The sequence below is a fragment of the Brevibacterium sp. S22 genome (genome assembly GCF_004745485.1).
Taxonomy (GTDB): domain Bacteria; phylum Actinomycetota; class Actinomycetes; order Actinomycetales; family Brevibacteriaceae; genus Brevibacterium.
The window spans coordinates 48,666-71,657 of record NZ_RHFG01000016.1; the positions used below are offsets into that span (position 1 = coordinate 48,666).

Here is a 22,992-nt window from a genome sequence, read left to right on the forward strand (position 1 = left end):
AACGCTTGAAACGTGCGAATTCGTCGAGCGTCCGATGAAGTTCAATGCCGCTGGAGCCGCTCGACGATCTCAGGAATACGTTCCGTCACGGTCTCCCAGAAGACCTCGTCGTCCACCGTCGCATACCCGGAGTAAACGATGATGTTGTTCATGGCACGAATTCCGGCGACTTCTTCGGCCGTCAGGGATTCCAACCAGGGACCGAACTCGGCTCGTTCTGTCAGTGCGGCCAGCCGGATGACCGTCATGCTTGCGGCATCGTAGACAGGTGTTCCGTCGGAGAATTGTTCACGCGGGCTCGCAGCCACCGAGTGTGCGCGTTGAAGAATCATCGTCAACTCATGCTGGAAGTTCGCACGATCATAATCAGCGCCTGACTTCTGTCGTCGCGGCAGCCTACGGAATGGGCTCCGAGGCGCATTATTTGAGGTCATACCGGCAGAGCCTCCTGCAGTGCTTCCCATCCGGGAGGAACCGGACCGTCATCGACGATGACGTCGGCAGGGAACCCCGTGATCTGCCGAACGCGATCGCCGTACAGCGCGAGTTCGAATAGGGTCACACCCTCATCCGGTGTGACAAGAAGATCGATGTCACTGTCGAACCCGTCGTCGCCGCGAGCGACCGAACCGAACACACGGAGGTTCTTCAAACCCAAACAGTCGGCCTCTACACGAACCCGCTCGCACGTGAGCTCGAGAGCAAGCGATGGCCGATAGTCCGCGGCCTTTAGTACTCGTTCGAGCATGTCGGAGGAAACATTCCTCTTCCCCGACTCCATCTGCGCGAGGCTGGACTGGCTCAAACCAGCACGCTGGGCCAGCTCGGTCTGGGTGACACCCAGGTCGACCCGCGCCTCACGGATGAGCGCGCCGGGGTTCTCCGAGTGGAACCGTCCCATACAGACAAATATAGCGGGATGCGATAGTCACGGCCATACCTTCGCTGCAGGTCTGAGATGCAACCGACTTTCACCCGTCGTCGTGGAATCTCCGCAACGGCGCTCCGGCGGTCTCACGGATGAAAACTGCTCCGAGGACCAACGCTGCAACTGCCACCACGGAGACATAGATAGCGGGTGCGAGATTTGAGCCGGTGGAAGCGACAAGCCATGTCGCCAGATACGGGGCAGTTCCGCCGAAGAGAGCATAGGTGACGTTGTAACAGAGCCCAGACGCCGTGTAGCGCACATCGGTCGAGAACATCTCCGATATCAGCACCGAGGTGACGACGTTTGCTGTCACAGCCCCGACCGCAATGAGCAGTTGGCTGACGAGCGCACTGGTGAAGTTCCCCGACTCCGCCAGAACATAGGACGGAATGGTCGTCACCATGAGCATCACTGCCGCGAACAGCATGGTCCGACGCCGTCCCACCCGGTCGGAGATCCGGCCTATGATCGGCGCGAGCAATGTGGCGAAGGTCAGCGCGAGAAGTGTCGACAGCAGGGTAGGCCCCTGTGCCAGACCGACGACCTCGGACAGGAATGTCGTCATATATGTCGCGAAGATGTAGAAGGAGAGCGCGGTGAGCATGACGAAGCTGCCCAGTTTGAGCATCTGCTTCCACTGACTCGACACCACCTCGGCAAGCGACGGCTTCGCACGTTCGGCAGAGGCTTTGACCATTGCGAGGAACTCGGGCGACTCATCCAGACGTGACCGAATGTAGAGGGCGACTAAGCCCATGGGCAATGACATGAGGAACAGGAGACGCCAACCCCAGCCGGACATCGCGTCGTCCGACAGAGTGAAGCTGAGCAGAGCTCCTAGCCCGGCGGCGAAGGCGAACGATGCGAAGGTCGCTGCCGACATCGCGGAGGAGAACCGCGCACGCTGATGATTCGGACTGTGCTCGACGGTGTAGATCGTCGCGCCGGCATATTCGCCTCCGGCGGAGAACCCCTGCAGACACCTCGCCGTGGCAAGCAGCACCGGGGCCCATAGGCCGAGGGTCTCCCGCCCCGGAATCAGTCCGATGGCCGCAGTGGATCCCGACATCAGCAGAACCGTGAGAACGAGAACTCGCTTTCGTCCCAACCGGTCCCCCAGCCGTCCGAAGACCACCCCGCCCAAGGGGCGCAGAGCAAACGCGACGGCGAATACAGCAAAGGTCTCGAGCAGCCCCACCACAGGATCTGCGGAATCGAAGAAGGTGCGAGCGATATAGGTCGCCATAAATCCGTAGATGGCGAAGTCGAACCATTCGACAACGGTGCCGGCGAACGAAGCGGCGACGACTCGGCGAAGATGCCGGTTGCTTACAGGTTTCAGATGGTCATGTTCAGGACGGGTCATTGGCACGGACATCACTGTCCGGCTCCTTTCGTTAGGAAACCACCAGCGTCCGGGATCCCTGCAGGGTCCTTCGGCGCCGATCGCGGTTCTAGGGTCAGCAGCAGCCTGACCTCACAGCATTTCAATTCGGCAGTCCGGGTTTCAGCTCAGTCTCACGGCGAGCGCAGCAACGTCGCGAATCGTTGGTGCTGCGCCCCGTTCGACCATTTCCAATCTGTCAGTCGAAGCGCACACTGGCAGGGTCGACATTCTTTGCGGCGAAAATGAGAAGGCCAGATGCGAGAATCGGCAGACAGCCCCACAACAGAGCAGCCTGTCCCCAATCTCCTCCAGAGGTAAGCGTCGCTGTGATCAGCAGACCTCCGATGATCGCCCCGACCTGACCGGAGGCGTTGACGAGAGCCGATCCGGTCGCTCGGGTGTGAGCAGGAAAGCTCTCTCCGGTGAAGTAGAGAAGCGCCGAGAACGGGCCGATGAGGAAGAACAGCCCCAGACTGTAGAGGACGATGATCGGCCCGAACGAACCGTCGGGAGTCATCATCATGCCGAAGAAGGCAAGACTGCAGGCGATCCAGCCGAGGCCGATCGCATTGCGGCGACCGATCTTGTCCCCGAGCCAGCCATGGAACAGATAGCCGGCGAACGCGGTGGCGTTCGAGACGACGAGGATGAGAAGCGCACTGTCGAATGCGATGTCCTTGCCGTCGGGCGAGGTCAGCAGAGAGGTTCCCAGAATCGAGAACGTGAGCACTCCGACCCAGTTGAGCAGGAATGACGTACCGACCGTGAGAATTGAGCGGCGCGATTCCCCGCTGAAAACGGCAATGAGCGGAGGGCTGGGATCGACCGCGGCCATACCGTTCGCTTCGGCGACTCCGCGTGCTTCGTCCTCACGTCCTTCGCGAAGCAACTGATCGACCTGCTTTCGGAGAATGAACTGCGGGCTCTCCCGCAGCCATATTCCAGCGATGACGATGAAGAGGGCGGGCACCGCTGCGATGACGAAGCACAGCTGCCAACCTCCGATAGGGAAGAGCAGGTACACCGAGGCGGCCGCGAGCACCGAGCCGATGGGCCATCCGGATTGGACGAGGGAATAGATGAGCCCACGCCTGCGAGCCTTTGCGGGATCACTGTAGGCGTAGGCGAAGATCTCATTGAGGTAGGCGGCGTTGATGGCCTGCTCGGCGTAGCCGAGGCCGGCGACGGAACGGACGATGACGAGGAAGACGATGCCGACTCCTGCCGCTATCCCGGCGATCCAGCCGGCCAGTGCGGTGAGCACGGACGCGATGGCTGCTCCGGCGACGGCGACGAGAATGCCTTTGCGGCGTCCGATGCGATCGGTAATGGGTCCGATGGCGAAGGCGACGAGTGCTGTTCCGGCGGTGACCCAGGTGTTCACCTCAGTCGAACGACCCTCGGACCACCCCAACTCGGAGGCGAGTTGAGGCAGAAGGTTTCCGAATAGCACGAAGTCGTAGACGGCGAAGGTCCAGGCGAAGAAGCAGATCCAGGTGGCGAGTCGAACATCTTTGGTCGTCAACGGTGTGGGCTCGAGCTGTGTCTTGATGGACATGAGCGATCCTCGGTTCAATGGAACAGGGTGGGGGCCGACCCTCCGGTGCCCGGCGACGTCGACGGTCACCGGAGGTATGTCAGCGGATCTCTTCCAAGTCAGGAGACCCTGCTGAATGATGGTGCGGCGGCCTCCCTTCGCTCCTGAGTCGCATCGGTATCAATATTCAGCTTCCCGCCGATCTCCTTGAGAATGACGCCGTAGTCGCGAGCCGCAGCTTCCACGGTGGTGAAGCCGTCGAGCACATCGGACAGGACGAGTTCTGGGTCGCGCTTGACCGGGTCTCCGAAGCCTCCTCCGCTGGGCACGGTGATCTGGACGGAGTCCCCCGCCTTCAGCTGCCAGCCGGTGACCTTCGACGGCCAGGATTCCTCACCCTCACGTCCGGGGTTCTTCACGAGCGAGGCGTTGAGACCGTCGTGTCCGCCAAAGGCGCCCCAGGGAGCATCGGACTCGTGGCGTTCGCCTTCGCAGGTGACGACCGTATCTGTGAGGAAGGTGTTTTCCCGGACGATTCCGATGCCGCCGCGATACTCGCCCGCTGCTGCCGGTTCGGAGCGCAGTTCGTATCGGTCTGTGCGCATCGGGAATCGCCATTCGAGTTCCTCGATCGGATTGTTGCGAGTGTTCGCGATGAGGTTGTCGACAGAGTCGGGGCCATCGCTGGTCGACCGTGCCCCGTAGGAGCCCTCATTCACCTCAAGGTAGACCCAGTACTCTCCGGCTTCGACGTCCCACCCCGAATAGGAGACGAAGTGGATGTGTGCCGAGTTTCCGGCCGTCACCCTCTCCGGCATCACGGGTGCCAGGGCACGTAAGGCGAGGTCAACTGCGCGCTGAACCTGCGAGAACCTGGAGAAGGTCGCCGCGGGATACGTCGGGTTGAAGATCGTGCCTTCGGGAGCGATGACCTTGAGCGGTTTGAGCATTCCCTCGTTCTGCGGCACAAACACGGGGAAGGCCACCTCATCGAGGAACATCATCCTGGTGATGAAGGTGAATGCCGAAATCGTTGTGCCTTCGAAAGCGCAGTTGTACGCCGTCGGCACCTGCACCGAGGACCCGGTGAGGTCGTAGGTGATCTCATCGCCGGCGATGATGACCTTGACCGCTATCGGCAACTTCTCACCGTAGTTCTTGCCATCGTCGTCGAGGTAGCCCAGCTCGGTCTCGTAGACGCCGTCGGGAACCTTTGCGATCTCCTGGCGGAGCATCCGTTCGGCATAGTCGATCCAGCTCTGTCCGGATTCGCGCACAGCGTCGAAGCCATAGCGTTCGATCAGCGCGAGATAACGCGACTTCGCAAGCTCGCACGCCGAGATCATCGCTTGGAAGTCACCTTCGTTCGAGGTCGGAGTCCGCGTGTTGTTGAGAATATGGCGAATCAGGGACTCTTGCCGCACACCCTTCTCGTAGACCTTGACCGCACGGTAGATCGTGCCCTCGGACTGCACGTCCTGGATGTCTACCATGAGACCGGAGTACGCCCCGCCATTGTCGACGAGCTGACCCGAGGCCCCTGCGAATCCGACGAGCTCGCTGTCGTGGAAGATCGGCTCGATGATCGCGACATCCGGTGAGTGCGTCGCCCCGAGGTAGGGGTCGTTGTGCATGATGACGTCGCCCTCGTAGATATCATCGCCGAGGACGGAGATGACGCCTTTGACGATCTTCGGCATCGAGCCCATGAACATCGGTGTCGAGTCGGATTCGGCAAGGACGTTGCCTTCACGATCGAAAAGGCCCGCGCCCAGATCCTCGGACTCGCGGATGATCGATGAGTACGACATACGGAACAGCACCGAAGCCATTTCCTTCGCTGCGGAATTGAGCGCTCCGCCGATGACGCGCATGAGGATCGGCGTGGCCAGCTTCTCTTCGGTCTCGGAGACAGCGGGGCAGGTGATGACGAGGTTACCGGACTCGTCGACGACGCCGGTGAATCCCGGTGGGACGACGGCCGTCGCATCGTACTGCTCGATGATCGCCGGTCCCGAGAACTCGGTGCCGACCCCGAGCTTTTCACGGTCATAGAACGAGGTGGCCACAGTGTTCGGGACACCGCCGTCGTCGAAAGTCACGTCACGAGTCTCGATCAGAGCCTCGTCGAGGCCCCCGGATTGAGTCGGCACTGGTGCAGGGAGATCGTCCATGATCGCCCGGGCCTCGACTCGGACGTTGATGATCTCGACGGCGCCGTCCTGGAAACGGTGACCGTACTCTTCGTAGTGGGCTTGATGAAATGCCGCTTCGGCGGACTCGAGCCACGCCTGATCGACCGGGCCCTTCGGCGGTTCGAAGCGGATTTCGTAACCCTGTCCTTCGTAACGAGCGTCGGCGAGCCAGCGCGTCTCTCGGTGGTCGTCTGGGACTTCCTCGGCGTTGAGTCTCTCGTTCGCTTCGGCCTCGAGCTCTTCGAAGGACTTCTGCACCGAAGCAGGGTCGACGTCGCGGATCTTAAAACGGTTGGTGGCGACGAACTCGTATTTCTCGTCGGTGGCCAGCAGTCCGATGGCGGCGATGATCCCCGGGTGGGCGGGGATGAGAACCTTGGGCACCTCGAGTTCGGCGGCGATCTCACAGGCGAACAGTGCACCGGCGCCGCCGCCGGGAACCAGGGTGAAGTCACGGGGATCGTATCCGCGCCGGACGGAATTCTGTTCGATGGCCTGCGTCATCCCGAACTTCTGGATCTGCAGAGCACCGAGGGCCACCTCTTCGACTGACATGCCCAACTCATCGGCCAGAGACTCCATCGACTTCTGGGAGTTGTCAACGTCGAGGTCGAGCCCCGAACCGGCGAGCATACGGTCGGCTCGCATTCTGCCCAGCAGCATCTGAGCATCGGTCGAGGTCGGGTCCACTCCACCTTTTCCGTAGCACACGGGGCCGGGATCAGCGCCAGCTGATTGCGGGCCGACCCGGTAGACGCCACCGGCATCGACGTGGGCTATCGACCCACCACCGGCACCGATCGTGTCGACATCGGCCATCGGCACCATCGCCTGGTGATCGCCGATCTTCGTGTCGAGCAGGTGCCGCATGCGCAGCTCACCTTGGTAAGCGACGCCGATATCGGCCGAGGTGCCTCCGATGTCGAGCGTGACGACGTTGTCGAAGCCCGACTGCTTGCCGGCCCAGATTCCGCCGATGAGTCCGCCGACCGGTCCGGACATCATCAGGGTGACAGGCAGCTTTTCGGCAGTCTGGATCGGCACCATTCCGCCGGAGGACTGCATGAGCAGGATTTCGCGACCGAATCCGAGTCCCGCGACCTGATCGCGCAGACGGTGGAGGTAAGCGGAGACTTTGGGACCGACATAGGCGTTGAGCGCGGTGGTGGAGAAGCGCTCGTACTCTCGGTAGAGCGGCACGACTTCGCTGGACAGGGAGACGAAGGCTTCGGGATGCTCTTCGGCGATGATCTCTCCGATGCGCTTCTCATGATCGGGGTTGAGGTAGGAATGCAGCAGGCAGACGGCGATCGCTTCGACTCCTGCTTCCTTAAGTTCCCTGACGCGCTCTCTGACCTCGTCCTCATCCAGCGGAGTGAGCACGTCACCGTGTGGAGCAGTGATCCGCTCCTGCACGGTCAGCCGGTGTCGTCTGCGAATGAGGGGGCTCGCCTGCCAGGGCATGTCCTGCTGCAGTGAGAAGTTGTGCGGCTTCTTGTGACGAGCGATGTGCAGGATGTCGCGGAATCCCTCGGTGGTGATCATTCCGACTTCCGCACCCGTGTGCGTCAGTGCCGTGTTTGTCGCAACTGTTGTTCCGTGTACCAGCTGTTCGACTTCGGACAGCGGGACTCCGGATTTCTCGGTGAGCTTCTTCAGTCCGTTGATCACTCCCTGAGACGGGTCGTCCGGGGTGGACGGAACCTTCTCCACGAAGCTGATTCGTCGTTCGTCATCTGAGAGGTACAGGTCAGTGAAAGTGCCGCCGACGTCGACTCCGATGCGTTTCATGATGTGTCCTTCCGATCGGTATGTGCGTACTCGTGGATGGGCGTTTGTCCACCGGGGCACCGCCGTGTGCGATCCTCGAGTATTTTCGAGACTTTCCGCGTGACGATTGGCCCGATGCGGCTCAACACGTGACTCAGGTCACCGCGTTGCCTCTAAAGCAATATAGTTCCTTGACTAGCAACATACAAGACCTTCTGTGCTCTAATCCTCACCCCAAAAAGTCCGGATTCCAGTGTGAATGCACCTCATCTGGCACTCTTCCGTCGAAAAGACCAGGGTCATTCTTGCGTGTTTCTTTACTAGCAACTAACGTGTTGTATGTGCAACTATGGAGCTTACGGTCGCCAGCTGTGGCGGTCGCAACGACGCACACAGGAAAACCCACCGACGTGGTCCGCAGCGGACCCGAACATGAGGAGTGAGAGCAGATGACCAAGACGCCCGCAGAGCTGGAAGCCGAACTGGAGAACCTTCTGCAGGAGGTGTTCGAGGCGGACACGGAGGAATACCATAAGCGCGGCTTCAAGCGCCGCGTCGGTTACGGAACACGCCCGGCGATCATCCACATCGACATGGCAAAGGCCTGGACGCAGCCGGGGCACCAGTTCTCCTGCAGCAACATGGAGACCATCATCCCCGCCTGCCAGGACCTCAACGAGGCGGCCCGAGCCAAGGGCGTGCCGATCATCTACACTACGACCGCCTATGAGGTGCGGGACGCAATGCTGCCTTCCGACATGGGCCTGTGGTCGCAGAAGATCCCCGTCGAGACCCTAGATCCCAACTCTGAGGCGGTGGAGATCGACGACCGGATCGCCCCGCAGGAGGGAGAGCTAGTCATCACCAAAAAGCGCGCGAGTGCATTCCCAGGAACGAACCTGCAGCAGTTCCTCACGGTCAATCGCATCGACACCGTCATCGTCACCGGCGTCACCGCTGCCGGCTGCGTCCGGCACACCGTCGAGGATGCGATTGCTGAGGGCTTCCGTCCGATCGTCGTCCGCGAAGCAGTCGGCGACCGGGTCCCGGGAGTCGTCTCGTGGAACCTCTTCGATATGGACTCGAAGTTCGGCGACGTGGAGCCGTTGGAGAATGTGGTGCGCTACCTCAATGAGCTGCCTGATTTCGCGGAGACTACGCCCACGCCGGCGGTGCCGATCGCCGCACCGTCCCTCGTGTGATGTAAAACCGCGTCGAAACACCGACCGCCCGCCGTCGACTCCGACGGCGGGCGGTTGATATGTGTGCCGGACACCCGCCGAGTGCTCGACCGGCGATAATCATGACGACGGATGCTGATGAGCTCAGGAAGGTCGAGTCCGTCCCGAAAACCGATGGGCTCGTTACTATGGGACAGATTCCATGCAGCACCGGTTACATGGAGAACAGCAGGAGGACCTCCGATGGATGAAATGGCGCCCCACGATGGGTCGGGCGGCAATCGGCCGCAGGGAGCCGCAGCGTCGTTGCTCAATGGGCTATCGGTGCTCGAGGCGTTTTCACACTCGACGCGCACAATGCTCGGGGTCACTGAGATCTCGGCTGCCGTCGGTCTCCACAAGAGCACGGTGTCGCGTATGCTCACGGGCCTCACCGAGGCGGGCTTCGTGCAGCGTGATGCGGAATCCGGCCGGTACCGGCTGGGCTTCGGCGTCATTGGTCTGGCCGGCCCTCTCCTCGCTGATCTCGACGTACGCCGAGCTGCCCTCCCGCTGCTCGAGGAGATGACCAAGGAGACGTTCGAGACCTCCGCCATCGCAGTTTGGAATGGTACCAATGCTGTCGTCGTCGAGCAGATCGCCAGCCCGCACCAGGTCAAACACAGCTCGAGCATCGGCACTCGCTACGACAAGTTCGCGAGCTCCTCCGTGCGTATCTTCCTGTCGGACTTCTCCCGGGCAGAAGTCGACCAGCTGATCACCAGCGGAGAGATCAAGCGTGAAGGCTATCTCGGTCTCGATGACCCCATCCACGACCATCTCGACGATGTGCGACGGGACGGGATCGCTGTGAATGACGGTGAGACGACTTTCGAGGAGTACGGAACTTCTGCCCCCGTGCGCGACTATCGCGGCAAGCAGGTCGGATGCATTATCGCCAGCGCCCCACGGTCCCGAGTGCAGTATCGACGCAGTCAGGATGAGCTGGAGAGCGCCGTTCGACGCACCGCGTCCGAGGTCACCGTCCAGCTCGGCGGGCCGGTCAACGAGAGCTGAGAGCGCAGCCGCAGGGCGATCATGAGCACCGGCCCAGGCGACGAAGTGATTACGACAACTGCTCGGGCCCCGTGTCCGCGCTGCCAACTTCGAGCTGCTTCCGCCCCGGTGCCGACGGGGTGAGCACGACCTCCTGGATCATCGGCAGCTTCTCGAGTTCGACTTCGGCCTCGCGCAGCCGCAGTGCGAGCGCGCTCTCCCGGTCGTCTCCGATGAGGTCGATGGCCGCGACGACGTAGACACGACCGGCGCCGACGAATTCGATGTGCAGGTAGGAGACGCTGGCGATCGAGGGGTTCTCGAGCATCGCTTCGAGCAGGTCATCGCGGACGGCCGGGCTGACGGTCTCGCCGACGAGGAAGCGACGGTTGCGGTCCATGAGCACGATCGCGACGATACCGAGCAGCACGCCGACGAGGATCGAGCCGATCGCATCGAAGGCGGCGATGCCGGTGATCTGGTGGAGCAGCATCGCGAGAAACGCGATGGCGATGCCGATGAGTGCGGCAGCATCCTCGGCGAAGACCGCGCGCAGGGTCGGGTTCGATCCGTTCATCACGTAGTCGACGGTGTGGCGGCGCAGCTTGACCGCTCGCCCGCGGGCCTGCCGCACCGACTGAATGAAGGAGAAACCTTCGAACAGGGCCGAGAGGCCGAGGACGATATATCCGACGAGGTAGCTCGTTTCGGATTCACCCGCGGAGAGTGATTGGATGCCGTGCCAGATCGACACAGCCGCACCTACAGAGAAGAGGCCAAAGGCCGCGAACATCGACCACACGTAGGCTTCGCGACCGTGCCCGAGTGGGTGCTTGGCATCGGCGGGCTTCGCACCTCTGCGTTCGGCGATGAGGAGGAAGATCTCGTTGCCGGTGTCGGCCCAGGAATGGGCCGCCTCGGCAACAAGGGAAGCGGAGCCGGTGATGACCGCAGCGATCGTCTTCGCGATGGCCACCGCAAGGTTCGCGACGAAGGCGATGATGACGGTGACCGTGCTGTCGCTCGACGCCTGCTCGCTTGTCTCACCGCTCTTCTGCTCACTCATCGCGGTTCCTCTCACTCGCCTGGTGGGGTGTTCAACCCCAGCCTACGGCGGCCGTCCCTCGCTGAGGAGGCCGGAACCTTGGTTATGCCGCGAGAAGATCGTCGTAATTGTCTACCTGTGACTGCCTGAGATCGGCACTATCCCAGCGGCCATCGTCCCTGGTAGCGGATACCTCGGCACGCCCGCGTTCACGCAGAGGGCCGGCGGAGTCGAGTCGGCCAGCCGATCGACTAGCTCAATATTGTGGGGCAGATAGGTCCGTCACCCATCACGAAGCAGCTCCCCGGGTGGACCCCCGGAGTGGCTGAAGAGAACATCAGTCATGTGATCTCGCGCCCGCTCGATCCCGGACAGAGCGGTCTTCCGAATCACTTCGTCGTCCCCAGTCATGATCGCATCGACAAGTCGGCCGTGATTGACCGCGTTATAAGGACGACCGAGCTCCCTTCGTAGATTGAGGCACCGTTCGATCTCTTCATGAATCGACTGAACAGTCCGCGCCAGCAGAGGAATATCCGAAAGCTCAGCAACACGAACATGGAGCCGGCTGTTACGCGCGTTGCGTACTGATGCCGAGGCGTCCGGGTCGACACTCTGAGCGCTCAGGTCCTCGAGTTCGGCCAGCTCCTCGCCCGAAGCACGCCTAGACGCAAGGACTGCGGCTTCCGGTTCGACTAATGTACGCAGTGTGTAGAGATCATGAATCTCGGCGAAGTCGATCGACTTGACGAAGGTGCCCCTCTTGGGAAGCACCACAACGAGCCCTTCTCGGCGGAGGTTGTTGATTGCCTCCCGTATCGGGGTTCGACTCATTTCATACTGCTCGGCAAGATCCGAATCCGACAGCACCGAACCCGGCCGCAGACGCGCTTCGACTATATCCCTCTTCAGGCGGCAATACGCCCGGTCAGCCATTGACGCTTTCGCGGCCATCGAACACTCCCCTTCGGTCACATATCAGTGCCCGATCATGCAGCGTAGGGTTGACTTTTCCTACATCGCGATTCTAGCATTCCTGTTATATATTTCATGTATTTGAACTGCATGAAACATATCCACCCTTCCGTCCTCGCTGAGGACCTCACCACAACGGAGTGCCATGAGTTCACAATCGCCAGGAGGGCCGAAATGACTTCCCAAGTCGAGACCAATCCGAAACCGGAACAGAATCTCAACCCTGACAACCGCCTATATCGCCTCCTCAGCGCCATCGAACGAGCCGGGAACCGACTTCCTCATCCGTTCTGGCTGTTCGTTATCCTCTGCGCGCTCCTCGGCATCACAAGCGCGATCCTGGCCGGGCTCGGAGTGTCGGTGACACTACCCGCCGATGGGTCAACGGCCGCGGTCAAGAATCTGTTCTCGGTCGACGGGGCCCTCTTCGCCATCGAGAATGCCCTGACGAACTACGCGACGTTTCCGCCTCTGGCGATGATCGTGGTCGTCCTCCTCGGCGTGAGCATCGCCGAGCGCAGCGGGATGCTCACTGCCTTGCTGCGTGTGACGGTGGGGCGGCTGCCGAGAGCATGGCTGACCTTCTCGATCGCGTTCGCCTCCATGATCGCGCACGTGATGTCGGATTCCGCATATCTCGTGATGATTCCACTCGGCGCGCTGGCCTTCCGCGCTGCCGGCAGAAGCCCGCTGCTTGGTCTCATGGTCGCCTATGCGTCCACTGCGGTCGGGTTCAATGCGAGCCCGATCGTCACGCCCTCGGATGCGATCCGCGCTTCGCTGTCGATGGCGGCCTCGCACATCGTCGACAAGGACTACGTTGTCACGCCCTTCGCGACCTACTTCTTCACCGCCGCCTCCTCCGTCATACTTTCGGTCACCATTGCCGTCGTCGTCGACAAACTGCTCAGCCGCCGTCCGGAGTTCTCCGAGAGCCGTCTTGAAACAGATTTCACCGTGTCCGACCGGCTGTTCAATACGGACACGACCGCACAGACTAGCGGATCTGTAACTCTCAAAGCCGACGAACGCCGCGGCCTCATCATCTCCGCGGTCGCATTCGTCATCGCGGCCGGCGGTATCGCGCTCATGCTCATGCCAGGCTCGCCCTTCCGCGGAGAGGGTGGCAACATCATCCAATCCCCGGTTCTCAAGAACATCGCGATCTTCATCGCCATCGTCTTCGGACTGCTCGGCATCGTCTACGGACGGATCACGAAGTCGATCCCCACCCTCGGCGATGTGCCGCCAGCGATGGCCGAGGGCATCCGGACGCTGGCACCAGTGCTTGTTCTGTTCTTCGTCGTAGCGCAGTTCCTCGCCTACTTCGAGTGGACCAATATCGGTTCGGTCATCAGTGTCAATGGTGCTGAGCTGTTCAAACAGCTCAACGCCCCGCACCTTGTGCTGCTGCTCCTCATCGTCGCCGCAATCTGCGTGCTCAATATGCTCATCACCAGTGGTTCGGCCATGTGGTCGATCCTCGCTCCCGTACTCGTCCCGCTCGTGATGTACATCGGGATGCGGCCGGAATCGGCGATGGTCGCGTTCATGATCGGTGACTCTGTGACCAACTGCCTCACGCCGCTCAATGGCTACTTCGTGCTCGCCCTCGGATATGTCCAGCACTTCCGCAAAGGAGCCGGCGTCGGCACAATGCTCTCCTTCACGCTTCCGCTCGCCGTTGCGGTGCTCATCGTATGGACGGCCTTCTTCGTCCTCTGGTATCTGCTCGGAATCCCGCTCGGACCGGGCGTACCGGTGCGCTGACCTCGCCGTCCGCGACACCAACGACACAACTGCTGCCACAACGAAAGGAACAGAGAAATGGGAACAATCGCCGTCATCGGCGCAGGCAATGTCGGACAGACGATTGCCGGACACATGACGTTGAATGGACATTCGGTTCGTCTGTACTCCGTCTGGGACCGAGAGTTCGAACCGATCCGCGATCGGGGAGGCATCGAACTCTTCGGAGATATCGAGGGCAGGGCGATGCCGAGGCTGCTCACTACCGACATCGAGGCCGCCGTGACCGGTGCCGAAGTCATCGTGGTGGCGGCACCCGCCTTCGCTCATCCCGGGCTTTCGGCATCGTTGGCACAGGTTCTGACGCCCGAGCAGCTCGTCGTTTTCCAGCCCACGGTGCTCGGCAGCGGTGTCGAATTGTCCCGGCAGTTCGCCCTGGAGAATCGTCGACCGAGCCTCATCGCAGAAAGTGCGACGAGCCTCTATACATGCCGACTCAAGGAACCAGCACGGGTATTCGTCGGCGCGATCAAGGACTCGATACGTATCTCAAGCCTGCCGAACAGTCGGACGCAGGAGGTGATCGATCGCTTGACACCCTTCTTCGGGGAGCACTACGCCACGGCCGTCGACAGTCTTGCGGTCGGGCTGAGCAATTCGAATCCGATTTATCACGTACCTCCGGCAGTCCTCAACTTCAAAACAGTCGAGGATGCTGATCGTCTGCCCCAGCACACACTGGTGACGCCGCGGATCGCAGAGGCCATCGAGGCTCTGGATCAGGAGAGACTCTCACTGTCTTCGACTCTGCACACGGACACGACCGGATTCTGGCAGTTCCTCGCCGATGCCTATGGGGTCACCGAAGGATCCTTCGTCGACCGAGTCGTCCAAGGCTATGGTCGACAGGCATTTCCGGAACCGGATTCGCTCACTCACCGCTACTTCACAGAAGACATCCCTTTCGGGCTGGTCATCTGGAGTTCGATCGGGCACGAGGTGGGCGTGAATATGCCGCTCACCGACGGATTCATCGCCATCAGCAGCGTTCTGTGCGGCGTTGACTTCCAGAAGACCGGCCGCACCGTCGACTCACTGGGGCTGACTGGAGCCACGGTCGAAGACATTCTCCGTGTATTCAGTGACGGCATGCGTTGAGGCAGGATTCGACCTCGCGCCTACATCCGAAAGCTTTGAGCGCGCGGGGAAGCCGTTCCCTCAGTGCCCGTCGCCCTGGGCCAGCCGAACGCCCTCCGAGGAGTGTCCGTTGTCGATCAGCCACTCGCTGCAGGCCAGAACGGCACCGGCGGGGTCGGCGATGACGACGTTTCGATGACTCTCCGTGTCGAAAGGACCGAGGATGACAGTGCCGCCCAGCGACTCGACGAGCGTTGCCGTGTCGTCAGCATCACTGATGGCGATGTTGATCGCCCAGTGCGGCGGGGTGTCACTGCCGACGGAGAGCAGGCCCAGCGTCCGACCGTCCAGGCTCCAGCGAGAGAAGGGGGCTCCTGGGACGTCCTCGAGCTGCCATCCGAAGACAGCTCCGTAGAAGGTCTGTGCCGCTTCGCGGTCCGGAGCATGCAGAGACGCCATCGACCACGCTCCGGGTTCAGAAGACGTCTCGACGCCCTCGGCGGCTCCCCCGTCATTGACGCAGAAGGGAACTCCGGACGAGTCGGCGATGACCGCGACCCGTCCACCGTTGCCACGGTCCAGGGATGGCAGCAGACAGCTGCCACCGGCGGCTTGCGCCTCGGCGATCGTGTCGTCGATGTCATCGACCCGCACGTGGATCAGCCATGTAGGTGGAACCGCCTCCGGGGCCGCGCAGATGCCGGCGGCGCGGTGATCGCCCAAACGAGCGACGGCCGGCCCGTGGCTCCCACCTGGATCATCGACCGTCCAACCGAAGACCTGGGTGTAGAAGTCGACGGCGTCGGGTACGGACGGCTGGAGCGTCTCAATCCAGAATGGCGCACCGATCGGGTGCGTGCTGCCGTGGGACATCTGCGCCGTTCACTCCTGAGGATTCGAGAGCATCGGATGCTCGGTGCCCACTATCCGTCCGATGACGCGGCGGTATCGACGATCCACGGCACTCCGTACCAGTCGAGACACATGCCGAATCCTTCGGACCAGAACGTCGGGCCCAGCGGCATCTGCACCTCTCCCCCATCGGCCAGTCCGGTGAACACCGTGTCGGCAGCCTCTGAGTCGGATGCTGTAAAGGAGAGAGCGATCCCCTGCCTCGGACCCCCATCGCCCGAGGTGTCATCCGACCCCATCAGCAAGGTATCCCCGAAGGTCAGCGCGGCATGCATGACGGTATCGTCGGTTGAACCGGGCATACGCTGATCTTCGGGAACGTCTTTCATCAGCATAATCGTCAGCTCGCCGCCGAAGATCTCCTGATAGTGGTTGAACGCTTCAGCGCATTGTCCGTCGCTGAAGAAGATATAGGCATCGATCGACATCGTGCGTCACCTCTCGGAGCTGTCATTGGTCGGAGAATCAGTGGTTCCACGTGCACAGTGCTCATGCAAGGTTACGCGCGCGGACACACGACATGTGCAGTCTGACCATGTCGGAGCGGGCTTGAAGCACTGAGTGTCGAGCACCAAGTGTCGATACCGAAGTCGACATGCGCCTGAGCGCTGACGGCGGAGCCGCTCACCCCTCCTGATCGGGGATGACGGGAAGCTCGCCGGTCATCTCGTCCCGAGGAACCGCCTCGGCACTGTCGGCCGAATTGTCCACGCTGTCATCGGCCGGCATCCCGGTCAGCCGTTCAGGGCTGAGGAGCTCACCGAGCTGATCTCGCTCGAGCAAGCCGTGTTCGACGACGAGGTCCGAGATCGATTCGTTCCTGGCCAGCGCCTCCTTGGCCAACTTCGCCGCAGCCGCGTAGCCGATGACCGGGGCGAGCGCGGTGATGACGGTGACCGAGCGGTCGACGATGTCCTCGAGCCGATCCTCGTTGGCGGTGATCCCGGTGACGCAGTTGACGCGGAAGGTCTGGCAGGCGCGCTCGAGCCACGTGATCGACTGGAACAGGGAATGGGCGACGATCGGTTCGAACGCATTGAGCTGCAGCTGCCCGGCCTCGACTGCCATCGATACGGTGACGTCCGCTCCGGCCACGGAGTACGCAACCTGGGAGACCGCCTCGGGGATGACGGGATTGACCTTTCCTGGCATGATCGACGACCCGGCCTGACGGGCGGGCAGATTGATCTCGCCGAAGCCGGCCTGCGGTCCCGAGGACAGCAGCCGCAGATCGTTGGCGATCTTCGACAGCTTGAGGGCACTGCGCTTGAGCGCTCCGGAGAAAGTGATGAACACACCCGTGTCCGAGGTCGATTCGACGAGGTCGCCGGCCGTGACGAGGTCCAGCCCGGTGATCGTGCGCAGATGTTCGATCACCGCTTCCTTGTACCCGACCGGCGCGTTGATCGACGTACCGATCGCCGTGGCCCCCATGTTCACCTCGCCGAGGAGAGCGACGGCCTCTTCGAGCCGCTGCACATCCTCACGCAGGGTCACCGCAAACGCGGTGAACTCCTGGCCGAGCGTCATCGGCACCGCATCCTGCAGCTGGGTGCGGCCGACCTTGACGATGTGGGAGAACTCCCGCCCCTTGGCCGCGAAGGCATCGGCCAGCAGGGTGAGCTCGCCGAGGAGGTTCTGCAGGGAGAACGCCAGCGCGATCTTGATCGCGGTCGGGTACGTGTCGTTCGTCGACTGGCTGTGGTTCGTGTGGTCGTTCGGGTTGAGGAAGGCGTAGTCGCCCTTGGGCCGGCCTGCGATCTCGAGGGCCCGATTGGTGATGACCTCGTTGGCGTTCATGTTCGTCGAGGTCCCCGCCCCGCCCTGGACGACGCCGACGGTGAACTGGTCGTGGAGTTTGCCGGCCTTGATCTCCTCACAGGCGGAGTCGATGAGGTTCGCCCGCTGTTCGTCGAGCGCGCCGATCTCGGCGTTGGCCCGGGCCGCGGCCTGTTTGACGCAGGCGAAGGCGCGGATGAAGTCGGGGTAGACGTTGATCGGGCGGCGGGTGATCGGGAAGTTCTCGTTCGCCCGAGCGGTGTGCACTCCCCAGTAGGCGGTGTCGGGGATCTCGAGGCTTCCGATCGAGTCGGTCTCGGTGCGGGTGGGAGTGGCTTGCGGGTTCTGCGCGGTCAGAGGAATCGAAGCGGTCTGGGATGAGGATGAAGTCGACTCAGTCATAGTGTCTTCAGACTCTCACATTCCGTCCGCGGACCGAAGGGGCGAGCACCGTCATGACGCCGCCTCGGCGAAGTTGTCTGCATGTACCGGCGAATAGTCACGGTACATCCGCTGGATCCCGATCTGGTCGGCGAGGTACTTCGCGTCATGCCACACACCCCAGATGAAGCTCGATCCACGCCGGGACAGCCACGGCAGTCCCAGGAAGTACATGCCCGGAACCGGTGAAACACCGCGCTTCTGCACAGGATGGCCGCTCTCGTCGAGGACTCCGTCGACACCCAGCCATGAGTAGTCGACACCGAATCCCGTAGCCCAGATCACGGTCCGGATACCGGCTTCGGCGAGGTCGAGTTCGCGGATCGGTTCGCGCACGCTCTCGGGGTCGGGTCCGAGGAGGTGAGCCTCGGGCTCCGGCGGAAGGTCGAGTCCGTTGCGCTCGATATAGTCATCGGCATCTCGCAGCAGTGACAAGTAGTTCTCGTCGCCGCGGGCGATGTTCGTCTGAAGGTCGTCGCCGATGATGAGTCGACCGTCAGCATAGGAATTCGCCCGACCGAGCAAGGTGATTCCCGATGCCGTGAGGTCCCGGAAGTCGACGGTGTGGCCGCCTTCGGCGCCGCTGACGGCGATCGTCACGTGCTCGGCACCGGCCGGCGGTGTCGCCAGGTCCCACAGGCCCAGAACTCCGAGCCACCAGCAGAAGTCACGTCCGCGGTAGGACCGGGGTGGACGGTCATGCGGTCCGACGGCGAGGTAGACCGGGCGACCGGACTTCTGGATCTCGGCGGCGATCTGCACGCCCGAGGAGCCTGCGCCGACGACGAGGACACCGCCGTCATCGAGCTGCTCGGGGTTCTTGTATGAGTTCGAGTGCAGCTGATTGAGCCCCGCCTCGGCGGGAATGATGTCGGGGATCCGCGGAGTCTGGAACGGTCCGGTGGCGGCGACGACGAAGTCAGCATCGATCTCAGCGGAATCCGTGGTGACCCTGTAGCCGCGGGCACCGGGGTTCTCCGTCACCGAGGTGACCGCCACTCCCGTCCGCACGGGAAGATGCTTGCGATCGACGAGGGTCTGGAAGTAGTCGGCGACCTCGCCCTTCGTCGCGAAGCCATCCGGATCGGTGTCCGCGAACTCCTGCGTGGGGAATCGATCGTGCCAGGCGGGCCCGTTGGCGACAAGTGAGTCCCAGCGGCGCGACCGCCATGCTTCGGCGACGCGGTCCTTTTCGAGGACGATGTGGTCGACTCCCCGTTCGTTGAGATGCTCGCTCATTGCGATTCCCGCTTGGCCCCCACCGATGATGACGACTTCAGTGGTCTCTGCGGCTGTCTTCGGCATGATCGCCCTCCCTTGCCCGCCGCCCGTCATTGCGGGGACGACGTGTGCTTCGTTGCTGTCGGAGCGAACTTCGTCGTCGCTCTTCGTCATCCAGCAAACCGCAGAGGTGAGGACCGATGCCAATAGTTCTTCACGGTCAACTGCATCTAATGAGTAGATACATGGATCAGTCGTCGATCACTTGGGCGTATGTGAATGCACCGAGGTGTATGCGAACTGACGTTATTCAGCACCGGCCTCGGCGAGGATCTCGCGAACAGCTTCGGTCACAGCAGCGGCCTTCGCGGTCATCCGCGCCCGAGCCAGTGTGGAGACCGCAACATGCAGGGTGGGAACGGCATCCGAGATCTCGAGGATCGCCGTCCTCTCCCCCGTATAGGTCTCACGGATCTGCGGCCGCTGATTGAGGATCGAGAATCCCAGCCCCATGGCGACCATCGACCGCACGGTCTCGTAGCTCGTGCTGCGGTACCGCACCGAGGGCGTGATTCCGGCGATGCGGAGGATGTCGAGGAAGTACTCCCGACTGTCCGGCAGGTCGAGGAGGACCAATGAGTCGTCGCTGAGCTCGCTCAATGAGATCTTCTTCCGCCGCGCGAGCCTGTGCCCGGTGCCGACGATGACATGCGGCTTGGCTTCACCGATGATCTCGGCGCGGACCCCTTCGGACTTCGTCAGGTCGTAGTTGAGTGCCAGTTCTGCTCGGCCGGTGCGCAGCGCGTCGATGCTCTCCTCGTGGTCGCCTTCGATGACCTCGACGCTCAGCTCGGGGTATCGCTCCTCCAGACGCTGAAGCAGCTGCGGCAGCAGGAACGGCGCGATCGTCTGGAAGCAGGCGACGACGATGGTGCCGCGCACCTCCCGCTGGCCCGCCTGGATCGATTCGACGGCGTCGGTGATCCGTCCGAAGATCTCGCGCGTCTCATGGAGCAGTCCCTCCCCTGCCGGCGTGAGGACAAGGCCCTTCGAATGCTGACGAACGAAGAGCGGAGCCCCCAGCGCCTTCTCGAGTTGGTTGATCGCCGTCGACACAGCCGACTGAGCGATATGAAGCTCCTGACTCGCTTCGGTCATGTTGAGCGTCTTCGCGCATTCGGCGAAGTACGACAGCTGGGTGAGTGTGATCGAGAATCTCTGCACCATCGCGGCCCCCGGGTTCGAAAAATCTGTTTTGTAGATGACCTGACTAAATTTTAACTATTTCACAGATGAACTGATCTTACTGAGAATAGGTGGCAGATCACATGACGACAACCACTCGATGAGGAGACTTCCGTGGCACAGCCGACACACACCCGTCTGAGGATGTTCAACACCAAGGACACCTACCCCGAGCAGAACCTCGACAATGACCTCTGCCAGGCCGTCGTCGCCGGCGGGGTCGTCTATCTGCGGGGACAGATCGGCCAGGATCTCGACACCCGCGAGTCCGTGGGCATCGGTGATGTCACCGCGCAGACGGAGAAGGCGATGGAGAACATCGCAATGCTCCTCGAGGAGGCCGGCAGCAGCCTGGCCGACATCGTCAAGGTCACCGTCTACATCATCGACCCCCGCTACCGCGAGGACGTCTATCGCACGATGGGCAAGTGGCTCAAGGGCGTCTTCCCCGTATCCACCGGAATCGTCGTTCAGGCGTTGGCCCGCCCGGAATGGCTCGTCGAGATCGACGCGACCGCCGTCATCAGTGAATCCACCGAGGTGGCAACCGCCGAGGTGACCCAGTGACCTTCTCCCTCCTCCTCCATGATCCCGAGACCGGCGAGCTCGGTTCGGCCATCTCCTCGTCCTCCCCGGCAGTTGCCGCTCGGTGCATCAATCTCGCCGACGGCATCGGCGGTGTGAATTCTCAGAACATCACCGATCCGCGCCTCGGCACCGCCATCCTCGAAGAGATGGGCGAAGGCAAGGACGCACAGTCGGCCCTCGATGCCGTTGTGGCCGCAGCCGATCCGACCGCGATCGACTATCGACAGCTGCTCGTCATCGACTCTTCCGGAAACACCGCGGCGCATTCGGGGGCGCAGGCGCTCGGGATCTTCGGGGCACGCACCGAGAAGAATGCGGTTGCCGGCGGCAATATGCTCGCCACTCTCGATGTCCTTGATGCGTTTGTCGAAACCGCTCTGTCGTCTTCCGGACGTCTCGAAGAGCGGCTGTTCGCGGCCTTCGAGGCGGCTATGGCCGCCGGAGGAGAGGCAGGCCCCGTGCATTCGGCCGGGCTGTCGGTGGTCAACGGCTCCGGGTGGCGGGTCACCGATCTGCGTGTCGACTGGGCCGATGAGGATCCGATCGGTCAGCTCGGTCGCCTCCTCGACATCTGGATGCCCCAGCGCGATGACTACACCACCCGCGGCCTCGATCCTGCCGCATCTCGCTCCTACGGGGTGCCGGGAGACGACCGATGAGCACATCGTCGAGTTCACCTGTGGCACCTGCCGCCGAAGCTTCAGACGAGCACAAGACTCGGGTCGGTGACCGGATCGCCGAAGTCGAGTCCGCGCTCATCACACTGTCGAATACCCTCCATGACGACCCCGAACTCGGCTGGCAGGAGCTCCGCTCCTCCGCCGCGGTCGCGGGAGTCCTGTCGGCGCACAGCTTCAGCGTCGAACAGCCCTACCTCGGTCTCGAGACAGCGTTCCGAGCCACGTATGGGTCCGGAGATTTCACCATCGGCTTCCTCGCCGAATACGATGCCCTGCCCGGCCTCGGGCACGCCTGCGGTCACAACCTCATCTCGGCGATGAGCGTCGGCGCAGCGATCGGCCTCGCCGAGGTCGCCGACGAGCTCGGCATCATCGTCGAAGTCATCGGCACTCCGGCCGAAGAAGGTGGCGGCGGGAAGATCGAGCTGCTCGAACGCGGTGCCTTCACCGAGCTCGACTTCGCGCTCATGGCGCACCCAGCTCCCGTCGATGTCGCCGAGGCCGAACCCTTCGCCGTCACCCACTGGCACGTGGAGTACACCGGGCGGGCCGCGCACGCGGCGGCCTACCCGGAACGCGGCATCAATGCCAACGACGCCTTCCTCATCGCACAGGTGGCACTGGGTCTGCTGCGTCAGCAGCTGCCGAAGACCGCTCGCGTCCACGGAGTGATGACGAACGGGGGCGAAGCTCCCAACGCCATTCCGGAGAAGACCGAAGGCCGCTGGTACGTCCGTGCCGAAACCACTGAGGAGCTGCTCGCACTCGAGCAGAAGGTCATCAACTGCTTCGAGGCCGGAGCACTGGCCACCGGGGCGCAGCTTTCGATCACGCCGGAGAGCAAGCGGTATGCCGAGATGCGCACCGATGAGTCTGCGCTCGATTTCTACCGTTCCAACGCCGTGGCGTTGGGAAGGGACTTCGATGTCGACCCGATCGCCGCGACGATGAACCGGGCATCGACCGACATGGGCAATGTCTCTCAGATCGTCGGCGCCATCCACCCCTACATCGGCGTCGGCGGAGAGGCGAGCAACCATCAGGCGGCCTTCGCCGAATCGTGCATCGGGCCGCAGGCCGAACGCACGCTCATCGACGGAGCCACCGCACTGGCCTGGACCGCAGCCGACGTGAGCACTCGTCGAGGCTGAACGACCAATTTCGGCGCGGAACCGCCGTGCCGT

The 22,992-nt window shown here is 62.3% G+C and carries 19 protein-coding genes; 7 read left to right on the forward strand and 12 right to left on the reverse strand.

Annotated elements, in window-relative coordinates; translation table 11 throughout:
- Window positions 1–41: 41 nt before the first annotated feature.
- The 5 genes from EB835_RS13505 to EB835_RS13525 form a co-directional block, all read right to left on the reverse strand.
- Window positions 42–332 (reverse strand): HepT-like ribonuclease domain-containing protein, encoded by a 291-nt coding sequence (locus EB835_RS13505; RefSeq protein ID WP_168216737.1) that lies wholly within the window; start codon window positions 330–332, stop codon window positions 42–44.
- A gap of 98 nt (window positions 333–430) precedes the next feature.
- Entirely contained in the window at window positions 431–901 is a 471-nt protein-coding gene (locus EB835_RS13510) for an XRE family transcriptional regulator (RefSeq protein ID WP_135809983.1), read from the reverse strand.
- Window positions 902–971: 70 nt separating this feature from the next.
- Window positions 972–2,309 carry an MFS transporter gene (locus EB835_RS13515; RefSeq protein WP_205749938.1) on the reverse strand — a complete coding sequence of 446 codons (1,338 nt, stop codon included), beginning with the start codon at window positions 2,307–2,309 and terminating at the stop codon, window positions 972–974.
- Window positions 2,310–2,514: 205 nt separating this feature from the next.
- Window positions 2,515–3,876, reverse strand: a complete 1,362-nt coding sequence (locus EB835_RS13520; protein WP_135809984.1) for an MFS transporter — start codon at window positions 3,874–3,876, stop codon at window positions 2,515–2,517.
- Window positions 3,877–3,974: 98 nt separating this feature from the next.
- The gene (locus EB835_RS13525) at window positions 3,975–7,841 is read right to left on the reverse strand and encodes a hydantoinase B/oxoprolinase family protein (RefSeq protein WP_135809985.1); all 3,867 of its coding nucleotides are present in this window, start codon (window positions 7,839–7,841) and stop codon (window positions 3,975–3,977) included.
- Window positions 7,842–8,269: 428 nt separating this feature from the next.
- Between EB835_RS13525 and EB835_RS13530 the strand changes: the two genes are divergently transcribed.
- Window positions 8,270–9,022: an isochorismatase family protein gene (locus EB835_RS13530; RefSeq protein WP_135809986.1), complete on the forward strand. Its 753-nt coding sequence runs from the start codon at window positions 8,270–8,272 to the stop codon at window positions 9,020–9,022.
- A 222-nt stretch (window positions 9,023–9,244) separates the two neighbouring features.
- Window positions 9,245–10,057, forward strand: coding sequence for an IclR family transcriptional regulator (locus EB835_RS13535; RefSeq protein ID WP_240688741.1), 813 nt, complete (start codon window positions 9,245–9,247; stop codon window positions 10,055–10,057).
- 49 nt (window positions 10,058–10,106) lie between these two features.
- On the opposite strand, the gene EB835_RS13540 is transcribed toward EB835_RS13535, so the two are convergent.
- Both EB835_RS13540 and EB835_RS13545 read right to left on the reverse strand, forming a co-directional pair.
- A complete protein-coding gene (locus EB835_RS13540; protein ID WP_135809987.1) occupies window positions 10,107–11,102 on the reverse strand; it encodes a cation diffusion facilitator family transporter in 996 nt (331 codons plus the stop codon).
- A gap of 261 nt (window positions 11,103–11,363) precedes the next feature.
- Window positions 11,364–12,035 (reverse strand): GntR family transcriptional regulator, encoded by a 672-nt coding sequence (locus tag EB835_RS13545; RefSeq protein WP_135809988.1) that lies wholly within the window; start codon window positions 12,033–12,035, stop codon window positions 11,364–11,366.
- A 195-nt stretch (window positions 12,036–12,230) separates the two neighbouring features.
- Between EB835_RS13545 and EB835_RS13550 the strand changes: the two genes are divergently transcribed.
- Window positions 12,231–13,826 (forward strand): AbgT family transporter, encoded by a 1,596-nt coding sequence (locus EB835_RS13550; RefSeq protein ID WP_135809989.1) that lies wholly within the window; start codon window positions 12,231–12,233, stop codon window positions 13,824–13,826.
- A 57-nt stretch (window positions 13,827–13,883) separates the two neighbouring features.
- The gene (locus EB835_RS13555) at window positions 13,884–14,963 is read left to right on the forward strand and encodes an NAD/NADP-dependent octopine/nopaline dehydrogenase family protein (RefSeq protein WP_135809990.1); all 1,080 of its coding nucleotides are present in this window, start codon (window positions 13,884–13,886) and stop codon (window positions 14,961–14,963) included.
- Window positions 14,964–15,023: 60 nt separating this feature from the next.
- Here the strand turns inward: EB835_RS13555 and EB835_RS13560 are convergent, their stop codons facing one another.
- The 5 genes from EB835_RS13560 to EB835_RS13580 form a co-directional block, all read right to left on the reverse strand.
- On the reverse strand, window positions 15,024–15,815 hold the full coding sequence (locus tag EB835_RS13560) for a VOC family protein (protein ID WP_168216738.1): 792 nt from the start codon (window positions 15,813–15,815) through the stop codon (window positions 15,024–15,026).
- Window positions 15,816–15,865: 50 nt separating this feature from the next.
- Window positions 15,866–16,282: a VOC family protein gene (locus tag EB835_RS13565; RefSeq protein WP_135809991.1), complete on the reverse strand. Its 417-nt coding sequence runs from the start codon at window positions 16,280–16,282 to the stop codon at window positions 15,866–15,868.
- 196 nt (window positions 16,283–16,478) lie between these two features.
- A complete protein-coding gene (locus EB835_RS13570; protein ID WP_135809992.1) occupies window positions 16,479–18,035 on the reverse strand; it encodes an aspartate ammonia-lyase in 1,557 nt (518 codons plus the stop codon).
- Between the two features lie 51 nt (window positions 18,036–18,086).
- Window positions 18,087–19,379 (reverse strand): flavin-containing monooxygenase, encoded by a 1,293-nt coding sequence (locus EB835_RS13575; protein WP_135809993.1) that lies wholly within the window; start codon window positions 19,377–19,379, stop codon window positions 18,087–18,089.
- Window positions 19,380–19,601: 222 nt separating this feature from the next.
- A complete protein-coding gene (locus tag EB835_RS13580) occupies window positions 19,602–20,522 on the reverse strand; it encodes a LysR substrate-binding domain-containing protein (RefSeq protein WP_135809994.1) in 921 nt (306 codons plus the stop codon).
- Between the two features lie 132 nt (window positions 20,523–20,654).
- Between EB835_RS13580 and EB835_RS13585 the strand changes: the two genes are divergently transcribed.
- Genes EB835_RS13585 through EB835_RS13595 form a run of 3 tightly spaced genes read left to right on the forward strand, consistent with a single transcriptional unit; the run spans window position 20,655 to window position 22,959 of the window.
- The gene (locus EB835_RS13585; protein WP_240688742.1) at window positions 20,655–21,107 is read left to right on the forward strand and encodes a RidA family protein; all 453 of its coding nucleotides are present in this window, start codon (window positions 20,655–20,657) and stop codon (window positions 21,105–21,107) included.
- Entirely contained in the window at window positions 21,104–21,787 is a 684-nt protein-coding gene (locus tag EB835_RS13590; RefSeq protein ID WP_135809995.1) for a DUF1028 domain-containing protein, read from the forward strand. Before EB835_RS13585 ends, EB835_RS13590 begins: the two co-directional genes overlap by 4 nt.
- Window positions 21,784–22,959, forward strand: a complete 1,176-nt coding sequence (locus EB835_RS13595; protein ID WP_135809996.1) for a M20 family metallopeptidase — start codon at window positions 21,784–21,786, stop codon at window positions 22,957–22,959. The genes EB835_RS13590 and EB835_RS13595 overlap by 4 nt, the downstream gene beginning before the upstream one ends.
- Window positions 22,960–22,992 lie beyond the last annotated feature (33 nt).